Raw genomic sequence first — 17,068 nt, 5'->3', positions numbered from 1 at the left:
CGCATCCCGCCTAATCTGGTCGGCATGGGTTCGATCGCGGTCGGCACGGCCTCCTGGACGGACCGGACGCTGCTCGACTCCGGGTGGTACCCGCAGACCGCGACCACGCCGGAGAAGCGGCTGGCCTACTACGCCCGGCAGTTCCCGGTGGTGGAGGTGGACTCCACCTACTACGGCCCGCCGGCCGAGCAGACCACCCGCCTGTGGGCCGAGCGCACCCCGGCCGGCTTCACCTTCAACATCAAGGCGTTCAGCCTGCTCACCGGCCACCCGACGAAGGTGTCGGCGATCTACAAGGATCTGCGCCCGGACACCGAGAAGAAGAACGTCTACCCCGACGACCTGACCCCGCAGACGTACGAGGAGATCTGGACCCGTTTCCTCTCCGCGCTGGACCCGCTCGTGGCGGCCGGCAAGCTCGGCGCGGTGCTGTTCCAGTTCCCGCCGTGGTTCGGCATCCGCAAGTCCAACAAGGAGTACCTGCTCGAGGTGGCGGCCCGCTGCAAGCCGCTGCGCCCGGTGTTCGAGCTGCGCAACGCGTCCTGGTTCGACGGCGCGAACGCGAACGAGACGCTCGACTTCCTGCGCGCGCACAAGCTGGCGTTCGTCAGCGTGGACATGCCGCAGGGCCACAAGTCGTCGGTGCCGCCGGTGCTGGCGGCCACCGCGGACCTGGCGGTGGTCCGCTTCCACGGCCACAGCGAGAAGTGGACCAGCAAGGACATCCACGAGAAGTTCGGCTACCGCTACTCCGACGCCGAACTCCGGGAGTGGGCCCCCAGGCTGCGCGAACTGGCCGACGAGGCGGAACACACCCAGGTCTTCATGAACAACTGCTACGCGGACTACGCGCAGCGCAACGCCAGCAAGCTGATCGACCTGCTCGGCGACTGATCAGGTCGTGCAGTCCCGGTACGCGGCGGCGTAGTCCGGGTCGGTGGCGGCGTCCCTGGTCTCCCGGTACGCCCGGCCGCCGAACCCCCACCCGGCCGGTGCGCCGGTGCTCGCGTCGACCTGGAACAGGTACCGGCCGTCCACGCAGACGAAGTTGCCCACGGCCTTCAGCTTGCCGTCCGGATCCTGGCACGGCGCCAGCGCCACCTTCTGGTCGATCACCCGGCCGGGGTCGAAGACGTCGGCGCACGCCGGGCTGGGACCGGCGGACGGGCCGGCCGGGGTGCCGGCGTTCAGGTTCACGATCACGCCCCGGTCCGCGCACGCCGACTGCAGGCCGGTGAGGTGCGTGGTCAGCGGGCCCAGGTACGCCAGCATCGCCACGCCGTCCTCCCCGCCGGGCAGCTGCGACATCTGCCAGACCAGGTCGACCAGCCGGGTGCCGTGGTCGCGGATGTCGTCGTACCGGGAGTCCTCGAACACCGCGCGCAGGTCGCGGTACTCCGCCTCGGTGATCGGCGCGGACTCCCGGGCCGCGCCGGAGAGCGTCCGGTCGCCGTCCCGCATCGCCTCGCACGCGGTCACGCCGGAGTCCTTGCCGATGGCGCCCCGCTGGTACGCGAACCAGCCCGCGCTGCCCAGGAACAGCACCGCCACGGCCAGCACCGTCCAGGCCCACGCCGGTGTTCCCGCCGGCTGCCGGGCGTCCGCCGGCGGCGGCGGTGCGGGGGCGTACGACACGGGATACAGACTGGAGCGGGAGTGCCGCGGTGCAAACAGATGCGCGGCGAAGTCGGACGATCGGCGGCGACATCCGCCCGGACGGTAGTCAGATTTCGTCCCAGGGCACGGTGGCCCACGCCCCGTTCAGCACCTTGACCAGGGTGGCATGTTCGCCGTACGCCACCTCGTCGATGCCGGCGACCGGTTGCGCCGGGCAGCGCGAGTTCACCGCCGCGGCGGCCAGCAGGTCGGGCAGTTCGGCGCGGCGGACCGGGCGCATCGTCCACGGGGTGCCGGCCATCGTCATCGCCACCTGCAGCAGCACCATGGTGACGCCCTTGAGCATCGGCGCCTGCGGCCACACCACCTGCTCGCCGTCCCAGAACGCGACGTTCCACATGCTGCCCTCGCGGATCAGCTGGTCCCGGCCGACGAACAGGGCGTCGTCGAAGGAGTAGGTGCGGGCCCGCCGCTGCGCGTACCGCAGGCCCATGGTGGAGACGTGTTTCTGTTCCGGCCACTCGCGTTCGTAGACGTCGGTCCGCACCCGCAACGGCGGCCCCGGCCGGTCGTCGCCCGGGTCGCTCACCGCCACCAGCACGTCCGGCCGGTCGGTGTCCGAGGCGACGAACGAGACCCGCACCGAGGCGTCCCGGACGTCGCCGAGCGCGTGCCGGATCAGCCCGCGCAGCCGTAGTTCCTCGTCGACGTCGCCGCGCCGGCCGAAGAACGCCGCATTGCCGTCGTCCAGCCGGGCCAGGTGCAGCGCCATCCCGCGGACCCGGCCGTCGCGCACCTGCATGGAGGTGAAGTGGCCGTACGGTGCGGTGGCGGCGCGGTGCCATTCGGCCGGCCCGGGCGCCCGGCCGTTCAACTCGACGATCAACACCGGAACAGGCTACGGGGTACGGCTGACCGCGACGTCCCGACGCCGGGCCTGCGCCGCCAGCGCCCGGGCGTCGATCACCGCGGCGCCGCCCGGGTCGTTGTTGAAGTACACCCACACCGGTACGCCGGGCAGCCCCGCACCGATCCGGTCCAGCCAGGCGGAGAGCGACGTGCGGCCGTACCGGGGCCAGGGTCGCGCCCGGCCCTCGTGCAGCCGCACGTACCCGAAGTCGGCGGTGTGCCAGAGCGGGGTCACCGGCCGGCCCAGCCGGTCCGCCCAGCACAGCGCCGCGCCGTGCCGTTCCAGCACCCCGCGCACCTCGTCGGTCCACCAGGTCGGGTGCCGCGGTTCCACCGCCACCCGGACGCCGGCCGGGAACCGGCGCAGGGTGTCGGCCAGCGCCGCCACGTCCGCCCGCAGGGTGGGCGGCAGCTGCAGCAGCACCGGGCCGAGCTTGTCGCCGAGCGCGTCGGCCCGGCTCAGGAAGCGGGCCACCGGCTCGGCCGGGTCGCGCAGCCGCTTGATGTGGGTGAGGTACCGGCTCATCTTGACCGCGAACCGGAAGCCGTCCGGGGTGCGCTCGCGCCACTGCTGGAACGTGTCGCGCTCGGGGAGGCGGTAGAACGCGTTGTTCACCTCGACCGTGGCGAACCGGTCCGCGTAGTGCTCCAGCCACCGCCGCTGCGGCAGCCCGGCGGGGTAGAGGTAGGGCCGCTCGACGACCTGGTCCCGGGCCGGGCGCCAGTCGCGGTACTGCCATCCGGAGGTTCCGATGAGAAGCACGTACCGGCTACTACCCACCCAGCATGACGAAGTCACCGACGTACACCCGGTGATCGGAGAAGCCGGTGCCGGCGATCGCGGCCGACCGGGGGCGGAAGAACCGCTCGTTGCCGAACAGATAGTCGATCTTGCGCGGGACGGTGCGGAAGGTGGGCCGGCCGCACCGGCACGCCGGGGTGAACCGGCCGCCGTCCGCGTCCCGGAACACGCCCCGGCCGCCGGGCGACGCCGCGCTGAAGTACACGTCCAGCCCGGGCCGGTGCGGCAGCATGTTGAGGTCGCCGCCGAACAGCACCCGCCGGCCGGCCGCGATCGGCGCCAGGTAGCGGTGTACGGCGGCCAGCTGCGCGTCCAGGTTCGGGCCGCCGGGCGCGGTGTGCGTGGTGGCCACGAAGACGCGGCGCCGGTGCACGGTCACGGTCGCGCCGAGCAGGGCGCGCGGCTCCGGGCCGGCCGACGCCGGGCTGGGCAGGAACCGGGCCACCCGGCCGGTCAGCTTGCCCTTCGCCACGATGGCCAGGCCGAAGCCGCGGCCGTGCCGGCGGTCGTCGTCGTCACACCGTCCGCCGCCGGTCGTCCGGGCGAACGTCGCGGTGTAGCCGTGCTTGCGCAGGCGGGACCGCACGCCGAGGAACTGGGAGTAGCAGACCTCCTGCAGGAACGCCACATCCACCCGCCGGCTCCGGATCTGGTACGCCGCGTGCGCGGCGGTGCCGGCCACCTCGCCGTGGCGGCACACGTTGCCGCAGAGGTTGAAGGTCATCACCCGTACCGCGGCCGGCGCGGCCTGGGCCGGGCCCGCGACCAGCGTGCCGGACACCACGGACAGCAGGATCAGGATCCAGCGGATCGCTCGCACGGTTCTCTCCCGGTCGGTGGTCGTCATCGATAGAGGCTGGTGATCGTGCCCTTGCGGTGGATCACCAGGTCGGCGCCGCCGAGGACCCGGACGTGCACCTGGGCGCGCACCACCCGGCCGCAGCCCGGGGCGGCGGAGAGGGTGAACGTGCCGGCCGGCGAGACCATCGCGTGGTGCACCCGCTTGGCGACGTGCACGGTGTGCGACGCGACCGTCCGGACCGCGCAGTGGCCGCCGGTGGTGGATCCCTGCCGGACGACCAGCGACACCCGCACCCGGGTGCCGGCCGCGTCGACCCGGTGCGCCGCGCACCGCGGCGGCGAACCGTTCTCCCGGGAGCCGCCCACCGACGTGCACGTCGTCACCTTGACGTCGCCGGTGACCCGGACCGTGCGGATGCCGGGCGGCACGGTGGCGGTCACCGGGACCACCTGCCGCCGCGCGCCGGGCCGGAGCAACCGCGGATGGCCGGCCGGCGAGTAGCCCACCGCGCCCCAGGACGCCGGTGCCGAGGTCAGCGTCGCGGTGACCCGCAGCCCGTCGGCCGGGGTGGCGTCGTTGACCGCGGACCGGGCGACCACCGTGCAGGCCCGCGCGTCGCGCATCACCCGCCGGGGCGTGAGCACCGCGCTGGTGACCACGTTCGTGGTGGCCTGTACGGACTGGCCGCCGCAGGTCAGTTCCACCGACAACATGGTGGCGCGCCGCGACGAGCCGGCCGAGTGCCGGGCCGACACGGCCGCCGAGACGAACCGCTGCCCGGCCGGGAAGGCACCCGCGGCGACCGTGACCGCGGGCCCGACCAGCGCACCGCCGGACGGCCGCGCGGGCACCTCCACCGCCGCCGGAGTCGCCCGGGTCGCGGCCGCCGGGACCGGCGCCGCGGGGGCCGGGCCGGCCTGGGCCGGACCGGGCGCGCCGGGAACGGCGAGGACGGCGGCCACGGCGACCGGGGCGAGGAGGCGGGCGGGCATGCCCGGCCATTCGGCCGCCACCGGCCCCGGCCGAGGACACCCGGGGCGCAGCCTGGTTGCGCGGTGGTTATGGATGATCGCTGCGGGGTACGACGAGATCTCCACCAGCCCCGGCCGGAATGCCGGGGCACGTCCAGGCAAGGAGTGACGCCATGCGACTCAGCGACGACGACATCACCGGCGGCAGCGCCACCAGCGGCGGAGAGGGCCCCGCGGACGGCGGCGCGAACCCGCAGGGTCACGACGGCGGTGCGGACGGCGGCGCGTCGGGCGAGGGTCCGGCGGACGGCGGCGCGAACCCGCAGGGCCATGACGGCGGTGCGGACGGCGGCGCGTCGGGCGAGGGTCCGGCGGACGGCGGCGCGAACCCGCAGGGCCATGATGGCGGTGCGGACGGCGGCGCGTCGGGCGAGGGTCCGGCGGACGGCGGTGCCGACCCGCAGGGTCACGACGGCGGCGCCGACGGCAGTGCCCGCTGAGAGCTGACCCGATGACGAACGACGTGCCGGGCGGCGCCCACCGCCCGGCACTGCTGCGCTGCATCGCCACCGACCCGGAGAAGTTCGCCGCCGCGTACTGGGGTCAGCAGCCGCTGCTCTCCCGCGCCGGTGAACTGGCCGGGCCGGACGGCTTCACCGATCTGCTCTCCCCGGACGCGGTCGACGAGTTGTTCAGCCGCCGCGGCCTGCGTACCCCCTTCCTGCGGATCGCCCGGCAGGGCACCGTGCTGCCGGCCGGGCGGTTCACCGGCTCCGGCGGAGCCGGCGCCGAGGTCGGCGACCAGGTGCTCGACGACCAGGTCATGCGGCTGTACGCGGACGGCGCCACGCTGGTGCTGCAGGGCCTGCACCGGATCTGGCCGCCGCTGATCGACTTCGCCCGGCACCTGGGCGCCGAACTGCACCAGCCGCTGCAGATCAACGCGTACCTGACGCCGCCGGCCAGCCAGGGCTTCGCCACCCACTACGACACCCACGACGTGTTCGTGCTGCAGGTGGACGGCACCAAACGCTGGCGCATCCACCCGCCGGTGCTGCCCGACCCGCTGGAACGCCAGCCCTGGGGCGGGCGTGCCGAGGAGGTGGGCGCCACCGCCCGCGGACCGGCCGCGCTGGACGTCGTACTGGCCCCCGGCGACGCGCTCTACCTGCCCCGCGGCTGGCTGCACTCGGCCGAGGCGCAGGGCGCGCGGTCCCTGCACCTGACCGTCGGGATCCGGGCGCTCACCCGGTACGCCCTGGTCGAGGAGCTGCTCGGGCTCGCCGTGCAGGACCAGCGGCTGCGCGCCACGCTGCCGTTCGGCCTGGACGTCGGCGACCCGGACCGGCTCGCGCCGGAACTCGCCGACACCGTGGCGGCGCTGCGGGACTGGCTGCGGACCGCCGACCCGGCCGAGGTGGCCGCCCGGCTGCGCGACCGGGAGTGGCCGGCCGCCCGGCCCGCCCCGATCAGCCCGCTCGCCCAGATCGACTTCGTGGCCGGCCTGGACCCGGACAGCCGGATCACGGTACGCGAGGGACTGCGCTGGCGGCTCACCGACGACGGCCCGGACCACGTGGTGCTCCGGCTGGTCGGGCGCACGCTGCGGTTCCCGGCGTACTGTGCGCCGGCGCTGCGGACCGTGCTGGGCGGCGGCGCGTACCGGGTGGGCGAGCTGCCGCTGGACGACGACCCGGACCGCCTCGTGCTGGCCCGCCGGCTGCTCAAGGAGGCGCTGGTGGTGCCGGCCGATCAGCCCGGGCCGCGCAGCACCGCGTAGAGCACGCCGGCCGTCGCCAGGCCGGTACCCAGCACCGTGGCCACCGCCGCGGCGTCCAGCCCGACGCCGCGGTGGTCCGCGGTGCGCTTCGCGGCCACCACCGCCAGCACCGGGCCCAGCAGCATCGCGATCAGGGCCAGCACCGGCAGGGCGACCGCGAAGTCGCCGCCGGCCTCCCGGCCGGCCCAGCGCAACAGCTGGTACGCCAGCACGCCGACCGCGCCACCGAGGAACCCGAACGCGGCGAACAACAGGGTCGCGGCGGACCCCAGCGGCCGGGCCGGCGGCACGTACCGGACCTTGTTCGACGCCTCCTGCAGGAACTCCTCGGCGTCCGCGGTGCGCTGCCGCGGCACCGTGGGCGGCGGCAGCGTGGTACCGAACCGCTCCGCCGACGGCCCCACGTCGTGCACGAACCGCGACCAGATGTCGGCCGCGCCGGCGTCCACCGTCTCCCGGTCCCGCTGCGCCCGGCGCACCTCGTCGGCGGCGGCCCGGACGTCGTCCTCGGCGGCGCGGACCGCCTCGTGCACCGCCGCCAGCCGGTCGTCGTGCCACTCGACCGCCTCGGCGCGCAGCTCGGCCGCCTCCGCGTCGAGCCGGGTGAGCCGGTGCAGGATCGCGCGGTAGCCGACCGGCTCGGCCGGCTGCAGTTCCCCGCTCATTGCCTGCCCCCGCTCCGCGTCTCGGCGCTCGTCCGCCGCCGTGGTCCGGGCCGTAGCCTCCCCGCTCCGCTCATTGCCTGCCCCCGCTCCGCGTCTCGGCGCTCGTCCGCCGCCGTGGTCCGGGCCGTAACCTCCCCGCTCCGCTCATTGCCCGCCCCCGCTCCGCGCCTCGGCCCGGCTCATGACGCTCCGTACGGGATGATCACTTCGGCGCCGCGGTGCACCGAACGGTCGAAGTGCAGGGCCCGCCAGGGCCGCGGATACCAGGCCGGCGCGCCGGTACCGGGATAGAACGGTGCGAGTTCGCTGCCGTGGACGTCCAGCGCCACCCACGACCCGATGGCGTCGGTCCGGGACCCCTGCCCGCCCAGCGTCTCGCGCAGCAGCGCCGCGCCCCGCCACCAGCCCAGCACGTGGATCCGCCGCTCCGGCCCGTGCCGCAGGATCTGCCGAATCCACGGTCCCAGCGCGGGCGCGGCGTCCGCCGCGTACAGGAACAGGAAGTGCGGGTGGTCGGCCGCCGGATGCTCGGTGGCACCGGCCGCGTCCTCGAGCACCCAGCCCAGGTCGTCGGCGGTGTAACGGAAGTCGGCACCCGGCAGGTCGGTCCGCAGCGACTCGACCGAGGCGCGGGCGTCCGCGTCCAGGCACCCGACGGTGAACCGGGCGGCGCCGGGGGCGAACTGCCGGGCCACCGATCGCGCCGCGGTGCCGAGCACGGCGCAGGCCTCGTCGACCCGGGTGCCCAGCACGGCCAGGTTGCGGCCCGGCGCCCGGCGCAGCACGGTGCGGGCCGACCGGGAGGTCACGTCGATGGTCTCGCCGAGCAGCGCGATCGGGGCGTCGCCGCCGGTGGCGAGCCGGCCGAAGTCCGGGCTGTCGGCCAGCCGGGGGATCGCGTCGCCGTCGAACAGCCGCGGCGGCGGCAGGTCCTGCGGGCGCCGCCGCCACAGCCGGTGCTGCAGCGCGCTCCAGCTGTCCCGGTCCCCGGCGGCGGGCACCCGGACGATCCGGTTCGCCTCGGTCGCGCCGGAGTCCGCGTTGACCACCGCGTGGTAGCGGGGCAGCGTCTCCGCGGCGGTGTTCGTCTCGGCCAGCACCCGGCGGGCGCGGGGCAGCGCGATCCGCAGCGAGAACTGGGCGACCAGCGCCGGCCGGCCCCAGAGCGCCTCGATGCCGGACACGTCCTGGCTGGCCAGCACCAGGTGGATGCCCTGCGACCGGCCCCGCCGCGCCAGGTCCTCGAGCAGCTCGACGGCCTCGGTGGTGACCGCGTCCCGGCCGGCCAGCAGCACCTGGAACTCGTCGACCACCGCGACGATCCGCGGCCACGCCCCGTCCGGGTCCTCGGCGCGCAGCTCGGCCAGGTTGGTGACCTCGTACTGCTTGGCGGCGTCGGCCCGGCGGCGCAGCTCCCCGCCGAGGAAACGCAGCAGCGCCAGGCCGAACTCCCGGTCGGTGTTGACATTGACCCCGACCAGCCGGACGTGCGGCAGCCAGCTCGGGTCGCGCCGGCCCGGGGCGAACCGCGCGAAGGACACGCCCTCCTTGAAGTCGAGCAGGTAGAACGCCAGCTCGGCGGGGGAGTAGCGGGCGGACAGGGCGCCCATCCAGGCGTAGATCAGGTTGGTCTTGCCGGTGCCGGACGGCCCGGCGATCAGCGCGTGCGGCGGATAGTCGCTGAGCGTCAGCCGTACCTCGGCGCCCTGCGGGTTGTCGCCCAGCGGCGCGGTGAGCGCGGTGGCCGAGCTCTCCGTCCACTCGGTCGCGGGCAGCAGGCTGTCCAGCGCCACCGGCGCCGGCCCGGCGGCCACCTCGTCGGCGATCGCCCGGCTGGTCGCGGTCAGCACCCCGGCCGGCGGCCCGGCGTCGAGCCGGACCGGCAGGTCACCGGCGCCGCTGAGCCGGGTGCGGTCGGCCGGGGCCGCGTGGATCACCTCGATGCCCGGCGCCGGCTCCACCGGCAGACCCCGGATCACCAGGTGTACGCCGCACGCCGCGCCGGTGCGCAGCAACCGGTCCAGCTGCCCCCGCTCGTGCCGGGACAACTCGTCCGGGCGGTCCGCGCCGAGCAGCACCGCCACCCGCCACGGTTCCGGGCGCCGCCCGGTGGCCGCGGCCAGCGCCCGCAGCGAGGCGTGTTCCCCGGCCAGCACCGTCTCGTTGATCCGCCGGACGTGGTCCACCAGGTCGTCGAGCAGGCCGGGCAGTCCGCCGGGCCCGACGAAGGTGAGCACGCCGGCCGGGGCCAGCGGGGCGAACCCGGCCAGCCCGCCGCCGAGGTGCTCGGGGTCGTACCCGGTCAGGTGCACCGTGCCGGCGCGGGCCGTGCCGAGCGCGCGGAGCAGCAGACCGGCCACCACGTCGTCGCCGAGCCGGGCGTCGCCGCGCACCATCACGTGCCCGCGGTCCAGCAGCGGCACCAGCGCCGGGACCTCGCCGTCGTACGGCAGCAGCAGCCGGCCCACGCGCAGTTCGGGGGCCGGGCCGCCGGGCCGGCCGGGGGTCGGCCGCCAGTCCGGCCAGGCCGTACCGGCGGCACCGGGAGCGCTCGCCACCCCCGCCGCGGCCGCGGCGCCGGCCAGCGCGGCCAGGTCGTCGTGGTGGCGCAGGTCGATCTCGTGCAGCCGGCGGTCGCGTTGCAGCGCCAGCTTCACCTTCTTGCGCTCCGCCGCGGCGGCGACCCGGTCCCGGTGCTCCACCGCGGCCCGGTGCCGCTGGTGCGCCGCCTCCAGCGCCGCCTGCGCCGCACCGAGCGCGTGGGACAGCGCGGCGCGGACGTCGAGGATCTGCTCGGCCCGGGAGTCAGGCATCGTCGGCGTCGGCGGCCGGAGGGCGCGGCGGCTCGGGAGCGGACGGGTTCAGCGCGCCGGGGTCGCGGCCGAGCCGGGCCAGCAGCACGCCGGTCAGCACGCTGGAGGTCACCGCGGAGTCGGCCGGGTGCGGCGGCTCGCCGGCCTGCGCCGGGACCCGGCAGATCCGGGCGAGCAGGGTGTCCAGGACGGCCGGCGGGGTGCCCGGCAGCAACGACTTGACCCGCCCGGACGCGGCGCCGCGCAGGCGGTCCAGGTCTTCCGGGCGCGGCTCGTGCCCCAGCAGGTCGCCGGCCAGGCGGTGCAGCACCGGCGGAGTGACCGCGGACAGGCCCAGGCCGGTGGAGGCGTTCACCGCGTGCAGGTCGCGGCCCAGCCGGGCCCGGTCGCCGGAGCGCACCCCGGCGGCGACCCGGCGCAGCAGCTCGGTGGTGTCCACCTTCTCCGTCTCGGGCTGTTCGGCCGGCGGCGGCGCCTCGCCGGTGAGCTGGGCGACCCGCTCGTGCCACCACGGGCCCAGACCCTCCGGCGGGGGCGCGGACCCGTCCCGCCGGGCGGCGTCGCCGCCGTCCAGAGTGGCCCGCCAGTCGGAGTCCGGCGGCGCCGCCGCGTCCGCGGCCAGGCCGAGCATCGCGAGGTACGCGGCGATCGCGTCCTGCGCGGTCCGCAGCGCCGCGGCGGCGTGCTCGGCGTGCTCGACCGCGTTGCCGAGCTGCGGTACGCCGAGCGGGTCGACCGACGTCTGGCGCACCCAGTTGAGCAGCTCGGCGGCGCTGCGCAGACGTTCCAGGGCGACCGTGACCAGGCCCGTGGGCAGCTCGTCGGCGGTGGCCCGGAGCTGGGCGCCGAGTTCCTGCAGCTGGGACATCGCGTTACAGCATCGAGGTGTAGGTCTGGGCCTGCTCGACGGCCATCAGGGTCGCGCCGAGGCACTCTTCGAGCTGCTGATCGGCCTGCGACAACGACGCGTACGCGGCGCCGACCGCGTCGTTGGCACTGCCGTCCAGCGCGGCGGCCAGGCTCTGCTGCGCCTCGCCGAGCTTCTCCCGCGCCGCCTGGATCGCGGCCTGCCCCTCGGTGACCTGCTGGAGGGCGGCGTCCACCGCCGCTCTGACCTCGGCAACGCTGGCCACTCGTGCAGCCTCCTGAGGCTCGGAACCGGTAACTCTCTTCAGACTATCGTTCCCCCTGCGCGGGTCGTGCTCGCCTGCCCGGTTTGTGAGATCTGCCGGGCGGCCACCCGGCCCGGCTCAGTCGGCCTCGTGCACCGCGACCGGGCCGCCGGCTTGCTCCGCTCCCCGCCGGCCAGGCCGACCGTCTCCCACGGCGCGACCGGGGTCATCGGCGCGGCACGCTGGTCGGGCCGCGTACCTCGGCGCCGAGCGCGGTGACCCGCTCCCGCAGTCCACGATCGGCCGTCACGACCACCACCCGGCGGGCCGGTGCCTCGGCCGCCACCACGGCCACGATCGCGTCGTCGCCGGATCCGGCGGCGCGCTCCAGGCGTACCCCCGGTGTCTCCGCGATGTCGCGGGCCTTGCCCTCGACCACCAGCACCACGTCGACCGGCGGGGGCAGGTCCGGCAGCCCGGCCGTGCGGATCCCGGTGAGCCCGTCGCGCAGCCGGGAGGTCGCCCCGGCACGGTCCCGCCACCAACCGTCCGGAACGGATCCGACGACGTTCGCGGCGTCTACCACGAGCAGGGGCGCGGCCATGCGACCAGCGTCTCACGCCCGGACCGCTCGCCCGGGGCGCGGCGTCCGGCCGATGCCGACTCCGCGCCCGTGCCAACCGCAGGACCGGACCGACGGCACGCCGCATCCGCCACCACGACCGTGTGGCATTCGGGCGTGGTGCGCGCCGCGTTTCCCCACGTCGGGGTGGGGGTGGCGGGGGTGTGTGGTTTTTGGGTGTGGTGCGCGCCGCGTTTCCCCACGTCGGGGTGGGGGTGGCGGGTGTGTTGGTTTCGGGCGTGGTGCGCGCCGCGCGTCCACACACGTCGGCTGGGGGTGGCGGGGGTGTGTGGGTTTCGGGTGCGGTGCGCGCCGCATGTCCCCACGTCGGCTGGGGGTGGCGGGGGTGTGTGGGTTTCGGGTGCGGTGCGCGCCGCATGTCCCCACGTCGGCTGGGGGTGGCGGGGGTGTGTGGGTTTTGGGCGTGGTGCGCGCCGCATGTCCCCACGTCGGCTGGGGGTGGCGGGGGCGTGTGGGTTTCGGGTGTGGTGCGTGCCGCGCCTTCACACGCCGGCTAGGGCGCGGCCGGAGCGTGTCGAGTTCGGGTGCGGAGTGCGCCCTCCCTCCACACGCTGTGGCCGGCGGAGGCGGGTGAGCTTCCGACGCCGCCCGTGCGAGCGGCACCGTGCGAGCGGCACCGTGCGAGCGGCACCGTGCGAGCGGCACCGTGCGAGGGGCACCGTGCGAGGGGCACCGTGCGAGGGGCACCGTGCGAGGGGCACCGTGCGAGGGGCACCGTGCGAGGGGCACCGTGCGAGGGGCACCGTGCGAGGGGCACCGTGCGAGGGGCACCGTGCGAGCGGCACCGTGCGAGGGGCACCGTGAGACCAGCGTCTCACGGCGGAATCTGATGCCCGCCCCGCGCGCTGTACCACCCGTACCCGGATGAGCCGCACGGCTCAGGAAGAGATTGACTGATGAGCATCGGACCGATGGGGCCGAACGGGCCCGGTCAATGGGACGACCTGTTCGCGCGCTTCTTCGGTGCGGCGCAGCCGCGCCGGTCGGCGCAGCAGATCGACATCACCAAGTACATGAGCAACGACGCACGCGAGGCGCTCTACGGTGCCGCGCGCCGCGCCGCCGAACTGGCCGACCCCGGCACGGTCGTGGCCGATCTGGACACCGACCACCTGCTGTGGGGCGTGCTGCAGCAGGAGCCGCTGCGTGCCGTGGTGCGCCGCGCCGGCGGTGACCCGGACGCCCTGCTCGCCGCGCTCGGCCGGCCCGCGCAACTGCGCGCGGACGGGCTGCCGGAGCAGGTGGCGCTGACCCCGGCCGCCAAGCGGGCGCTGCTGGACAGCCTGCAGGTGTCCCGCGCGATGGGCGCCTCCTATGTGGGGCCGGAGCACATCCTGATGGCGCTCGGCGTGAACCCGGACTCCGCGGCCGGTCGCCTGCTGGCCGGCAAGCTGGACCCGGCCGCGCTGGCGCAGCCGGAGCAGCCGTCCGCGGCGGGCGGTGCCGGCGGTGGTGGCGCGACCCCGACGCTGGAGCAGTACGGCGTGGACCTGACCGAGATGGCCCGGCGCGGCGAGATCGACCCGGTGATCGGCCGGGCCGACGAGATCGAGCAGGCCGTCGAGGTGCTGTCCCGGCGTACCAAGAACAACCCGGTGCTGATCGGTGAGGCCGGGGTCGGCAAGACCGCCGTGGTGGAGGGCCTGGCCCAGCGCATCTCCGACGGCGACGTGCCGCAGACCCTGGCCGGCAAGCGGGTCATCCAGCTCGACCTGGCCGGGCTGGTGGCCGGCACCCGGTACCGCGGCGACTTCGAGGAGCGCCTGCGCAAGGTGATCGACGAGATCCAGAGCGCCGGCGACGGGCTGATCGTCTTCCTCGACGAGATCCACACCCTGGTCGGTGCGGGCGGCGGTGGCGACGGCGGCGGCATGGACGCGAGCAACATGCTCAAGCCCGCGCTGGCTCGCGGCCGGCTCCGGGTGGTCGGCGCGACGACACTGGACGAGTACCGCAAGCACATCGAGAAGGACGCGGCCCTGGCCCGGCGGTTCCAGCCGGTCCTGGTCGGCGAGCCGAGCGTCGCCGACACCGTGGCGATCCTGCGCGGCCTGCGGGACAACTACGAGGCACACCATCAGGTACGGATCACCGACCCGGCGCTGGACGCCGCGGCCGAGCTGTCCGACCGGTACCTGACCGACCGGTTCCTGCCGGACAAGGCGATCGACCTGATCGACCAGGCCGGCGCGCGGGTGCGGTTGCGGGTGAAGACCCCGGCCGCGGACGAGCGCGAGCTGCGGCAGCGGCTGGAGCAGCTGACCCGGGACCGGGATCAGGCGGTCGCCGCGGAGAACTACGAGCGCGCCTCCGAGCTGCGCGACGAGATCACCGCGGTACGGGACCGGCTGGGCGCCGCCACCGGAGCGGCCGGTGACGTGCCGCGGGTGACCGAGGCCGACATCGCCGATGTGGTGTCGCGGGCCACCGGCATCCCGGTGTCCCAGCTCACCGAGGAGGAACGGGACCGCCTGCTGCGCCTGGAGTCGCACCTGCACGACCGGGTGATCGGCCAGGACGACGCGGTGGCGGCGGTCAGCGAGGCGGTCCGGCGGTCCCGGGCCGGGCTCGGCGACCCGGACCGGCCGGTGGGCAGCTTCCTGTTCCTGGGCCCGACCGGGGTCGGCAAGACCGAGCTGGCCCGGTCCCTGGCGGAGGCGCTGTTCGGCGACGCGGACCGGATGGTCCGGCTGGACATGAGCGAGTACGGGGAGCGGCACACGGTGAGTCGCCTGGTCGGCGCGCCACCCGGATACGTCGGGTACGACGAGGCCGGCCAGCTCACCGAGGCGGTGCGCCGCCGCCCGTACTCGGTGGTGCTGCTGGACGAGATCGAGAAGGCGCACCCGGACGTCTACAACATCCTGTTGCAGGTGCTGGACGACGGCCGGCTGACCGACGGCCAGGGCCGCACAGTGAGCTTCCGGAACACGGTGCTGATCATGACCAGCAACATCGGGTCGGATCTGATCGCCGGCACCAGCCGCAGCGTCGGGTTCGACACCGGCGGTGCGGGCCGCTCGCCCGACCAGGAGCTGCGCGACCGGCTGGAGCGGCGGCTGCGGGACCACCTGCGGCCGGAGTTCATCAACCGGATCGACGAGATCATCGTCTTCCGCCAGCTGGAGACGGATCAGCTGCGGCAGATCACCGAGATGATGCTCGACGAGACGCGCCGCCGCCTGCACGCGCAGGACATCCGCCTGGAGGTGACCACCGCGGCGGTGGACTGGCTGGCCGAGCGGGGTTTCCAGCCGGAGTTCGGGGCCCGGCCGCTGCGCCGCACCATCCAGCGCGAGCTGGACAACCGGTTGTCCACCATGCTGCTCGGCGCGGACCTGGCACCGGGGCAGCTGGTCACGGTGGACGTGGCCGACGGCCGCCTCACCTGCACGGCGGGCGCGCCGGAGCCGGCCGGAGTCTGAGCCGGCTTCGGGGCGAGCCGGCGTCTCGGCTAGGCGGCGTCTCGGCTAGGCGGCGTCTCGGCTAGCCGGCGTCTCGGCTAGGCGGCGTCTCGGCTAGGCGGCGTCTCGGCTAGGCGGCGTCTCGGCTAGTGCGTTGTCCATGAACGTTCGCCGGGTCTGAGTCGTCAGGCGGCTTGGTTGCGGGGGCGGCCCCAGCGGTGTTGGCGTTCGCTGCGGACGCGGGCGCGTTCGCGGCGCTGGGCGGCCAGGACGTCTGGGTGGCGGGCGTTGGCGTTGCGCCAGCGCAGGTACTTCTGCATCTCATGCGCCAGGACGGTGTGGTTCGGGTGGTTCGAGTTCGCCATCGTGAACATGCGCAGCGGCCCGAACTGGGCCTCGATCGGGTTCGCCCAGGACGCACTGGTCGGGGTCAGGCTGAGTTCGACTTTGTTGCGGGCGGCCCATCGGCGGATGGCTGGGGTCTTGTTCGCCGACAGGTTGTCCAGGATGACGTAGATCGGCGCACCGTCGGGGCGTGCAGCCCGGATCGATGTGAGTGCGGCCAGGGTGTGATCGCCGCCTTTGCGGCGGCGCATCACGCCCCAGAGCTGGTCGTCGGCGAAGCTGTAGCAGCCGTGGAAGTAGCGGATTCCGTGCGTGCGTTTATAGGTCGCGGGCAGCCGGTCCGGATGCGTTTGCGTTGCCCACCCGGCGCCGTGGTGCGGGCGGATCGACAGCGGCCCGAACTGGTCGAACGCGAAACAGCGCTGTGGGAACCGGGTAGTCACTTCCTCGATCCGGTCGAGTTTGGCGTCGAAGTCCGGATCCGATGATTCCTTCCAGGTGCGGGTGCGTTGCCAGCTGACGCCGTTGTCGCGCAGCAGCTGCCGGAGCCGTTCGCGGCCGATGACCACGCGCCGGCTGGCGTCGGTGGCGAGGTAATCGGCGAGTTTACGCAGGCTCCAGCGGGTGAACGGACGCCCGAGCTTGGCAGGGCGTGTGGTGGCCGTGACGACGATGAACGCTTCATCGTCGTCACTGATCCGGCGGGGACGGCCTCCCGCCCATTGAGGGTCCAGCGCGCGTAACCCCATTTCGTTGAACAGGTGGATCACGTCGCGGACGGTGTCCTCATGCGCCGCGACCAGCCGCGCGATCGACGGCACCGGCGTTCCGGACGCCGACGCCATGATGATCAACGCCCGGCGGACCCGGACCGAGTCGTGCTTCCCACGGCGTACCAGTTGCTGCAACCTGCGGCCCTCATCCTCGGATAACCGCCGTGCCCGTACCGGCTCGGTCACCGGCCCACCTCACTCTCGACAGCCACCATCACCGCTGTCGAGAGTGAAGCCCCACTACCTCCTCGCCACGGACGCCGCCCGGCGTGTCACCAACCCGGCGAACGTTCATGGACAACGCACTAGGCCGTGTTTCGTAGAGCGTGGAGCCATTGGTTGATGGCGGCGATGGTGAGGGTGGCTTCGTAGCGCACGGCGAGCTTGTCGTATCTGGTGGCCATGGCGCGGTGTTGCTTGAGCTGGTTGATG

Annotated in this window: 15 protein-coding genes and 1 pseudogene; 4 read left to right on the top strand and 12 right to left on the bottom strand. The window is 74.6% G+C overall.

Annotation, left to right across the window (positions count from 1 at the left end; genetic code table 11):
* The first annotated feature begins 24 nt into the window (after positions 1 to 24).
* Positions 25 to 894: a DUF72 domain-containing protein gene (locus LDL48_RS38960; RefSeq protein ID WP_225260203.1), complete on the top strand. Its 870-nt coding sequence runs from the start codon at positions 25 to 27 to the stop codon at positions 892 to 894.
* On the opposite strand, the gene LDL48_RS38955 is transcribed toward LDL48_RS38960, so the two are convergent.
* The 5 genes from LDL48_RS38955 to LDL48_RS38935 form a co-directional block, all read right to left on the bottom strand.
* Positions 895 to 1,635 (bottom strand): hypothetical protein, encoded by a 741-nt coding sequence (locus LDL48_RS38955; protein ID WP_225260202.1) that lies wholly within the window; start codon positions 1,633 to 1,635, stop codon positions 895 to 897.
* A gap of 88 nt (positions 1,636 to 1,723) precedes the next feature.
* Positions 1,724 to 2,506: an aminotransferase class IV gene (locus LDL48_RS38950; protein ID WP_225260201.1), complete on the bottom strand. Its 783-nt coding sequence runs from the start codon at positions 2,504 to 2,506 to the stop codon at positions 1,724 to 1,726.
* A 9-nt stretch (positions 2,507 to 2,515) separates the two neighbouring features.
* Entirely contained in the window at positions 2,516 to 3,289 is a 774-nt protein-coding gene (locus LDL48_RS38945; RefSeq protein WP_225260200.1) for a DUF72 domain-containing protein, read from the bottom strand.
* Between the two features lie 10 nt (positions 3,290 to 3,299).
* Positions 3,300 to 4,175 carry an endonuclease/exonuclease/phosphatase family protein gene (locus tag LDL48_RS38940; protein ID WP_225260199.1) on the bottom strand — a complete coding sequence of 292 codons (876 nt, stop codon included), beginning with the start codon at positions 4,173 to 4,175 and terminating at the stop codon, positions 3,300 to 3,302.
* Positions 4,172 to 5,122, bottom strand: coding sequence for a hypothetical protein (locus tag LDL48_RS38935; protein WP_225260198.1), 951 nt, complete (start codon positions 5,120 to 5,122; stop codon positions 4,172 to 4,174). Before LDL48_RS38935 ends, LDL48_RS38940 begins: the two co-directional genes overlap by 4 nt.
* 152 nt (positions 5,123 to 5,274) lie before the next feature.
* On the opposite strand from LDL48_RS38935, the gene LDL48_RS38930 reads away from it, so the two are divergent.
* Positions 5,275 to 5,601 carry a BatC protein gene (locus LDL48_RS38930; protein ID WP_225260197.1) on the top strand — a complete coding sequence of 109 codons (327 nt, stop codon included), beginning with the start codon at positions 5,275 to 5,277 and terminating at the stop codon, positions 5,599 to 5,601.
* Between the two features lie 11 nt (positions 5,602 to 5,612).
* Positions 5,613 to 6,881, top strand: coding sequence for a cupin domain-containing protein (locus LDL48_RS38925; RefSeq protein ID WP_225260196.1), 1,269 nt, complete (start codon positions 5,613 to 5,615; stop codon positions 6,879 to 6,881).
* On the opposite strand, the gene LDL48_RS38920 is transcribed toward LDL48_RS38925, so the two are convergent.
* The 5 genes from LDL48_RS38920 to LDL48_RS38900 all read right to left on the bottom strand — a co-directional run bounded on the left by LDL48_RS38920 (position 6,854) and on the right by LDL48_RS38900 (position 12,075).
* Positions 6,854 to 7,546, bottom strand: a complete 693-nt coding sequence (locus LDL48_RS38920) for a hypothetical protein (RefSeq protein ID WP_225260195.1) — start codon at positions 7,544 to 7,546, stop codon at positions 6,854 to 6,856. The two genes, LDL48_RS38925 and LDL48_RS38920, sit on opposite strands and share 28 nt — an antisense overlap.
* A 179-nt stretch (positions 7,547 to 7,725) precedes the next feature.
* Complete coding sequence (locus LDL48_RS38915) at positions 7,726 to 10,359, bottom strand: FtsK/SpoIIIE domain-containing protein (RefSeq protein ID WP_225260194.1); 2,634 nt, start codon at positions 10,357 to 10,359, stop codon at positions 7,726 to 7,728.
* Complete coding sequence (locus LDL48_RS38910) at positions 10,352 to 11,227, bottom strand: hypothetical protein (RefSeq protein WP_225260193.1); 876 nt, start codon at positions 11,225 to 11,227, stop codon at positions 10,352 to 10,354. Before LDL48_RS38910 ends, LDL48_RS38915 begins: the two co-directional genes overlap by 8 nt.
* A gap of 4 nt (positions 11,228 to 11,231) precedes the next feature.
* Positions 11,232 to 11,492, bottom strand: coding sequence for a hypothetical protein (locus LDL48_RS38905; protein WP_225260192.1), 261 nt, complete (start codon positions 11,490 to 11,492; stop codon positions 11,232 to 11,234).
* A gap of 205 nt (positions 11,493 to 11,697) precedes the next feature.
* Positions 11,698 to 12,075: a hypothetical protein gene (locus LDL48_RS38900; protein WP_225260191.1), complete on the bottom strand. Its 378-nt coding sequence runs from the start codon at positions 12,073 to 12,075 to the stop codon at positions 11,698 to 11,700.
* Between the two features lie 935 nt (positions 12,076 to 13,010).
* Here LDL48_RS38900 and LDL48_RS38895 point away from each other — a divergent pair.
* Positions 13,011 to 15,539 (top strand): ATP-dependent Clp protease ATP-binding subunit, encoded by a 2,529-nt coding sequence (locus LDL48_RS38895; protein WP_225260190.1) that lies wholly within the window; start codon positions 13,011 to 13,013, stop codon positions 15,537 to 15,539.
* A gap of 164 nt (positions 15,540 to 15,703) precedes the next feature.
* On the opposite strand, the gene LDL48_RS38890 is transcribed toward LDL48_RS38895, so the two are convergent.
* On the bottom strand, positions 15,704 to 16,822 hold the full coding sequence (locus tag LDL48_RS38890) for an IS630 family transposase (protein ID WP_225260189.1): 1,119 nt from the start codon (positions 16,820 to 16,822) through the stop codon (positions 15,704 to 15,706).
* Between the two features lie 119 nt (positions 16,823 to 16,941).
* Positions 16,942 to 17,068 (bottom strand): annotated as a pseudogene (locus LDL48_RS38885) (IS5 family transposase); the annotation flags it as partial.

Source organism: Jidongwangia harbinensis, assembly GCF_020216025.1.
Classification (GTDB): domain Bacteria; phylum Actinomycetota; class Actinomycetes; order Mycobacteriales; family Micromonosporaceae; genus Actinoplanes; species Actinoplanes harbinensis.
Note: the sequence above shows the minus strand (reverse complement) of the source record. Positions and strands in the feature narration are given on the sequence as shown.

Coding starts and splice junctions, on each gene's coding strand:
- LDL48_RS38960 (WP_225260203.1), top strand. CDS start 25: ATGGGTTCGATCGCGGTCGGCACGGCCTCCTGGACGGACCGGACGCTG.
- LDL48_RS38940 (WP_225260199.1), bottom strand. CDS start 4,175: ATGACGACCACCGACCGGGAGAGAACCGTGCGAGCGATCCGCTGGATC.
- LDL48_RS38935 (WP_225260198.1), bottom strand. CDS start 5,122: ATGCCCGCCCGCCTCCTCGCCCCGGTCGCCGTGGCCGCCGTCCTCGCC.
- LDL48_RS38930 (WP_225260197.1), top strand. CDS start 5,275: ATGCGACTCAGCGACGACGACATCACCGGCGGCAGCGCCACCAGCGGC.
- LDL48_RS38925 (WP_225260196.1), top strand. CDS start 5,613: ATGACGAACGACGTGCCGGGCGGCGCCCACCGCCCGGCACTGCTGCGC.
- LDL48_RS38920 (WP_225260195.1), bottom strand. CDS start 7,546: ATGAGCGGGGAACTGCAGCCGGCCGAGCCGGTCGGCTACCGCGCGATC.
- LDL48_RS38915 (WP_225260194.1), bottom strand. CDS start 10,359: ATGCCTGACTCCCGGGCCGAGCAGATCCTCGACGTCCGCGCCGCGCTG.
- LDL48_RS38910 (WP_225260193.1), bottom strand. CDS start 11,227: ATGTCCCAGCTGCAGGAACTCGGCGCCCAGCTCCGGGCCACCGCCGAC.
- LDL48_RS38900 (WP_225260191.1), bottom strand. CDS start 12,075: ATGGCCGCGCCCCTGCTCGTGGTAGACGCCGCGAACGTCGTCGGATCC.
- LDL48_RS38895 (WP_225260190.1), top strand. CDS start 13,011: ATGAGCATCGGACCGATGGGGCCGAACGGGCCCGGTCAATGGGACGAC.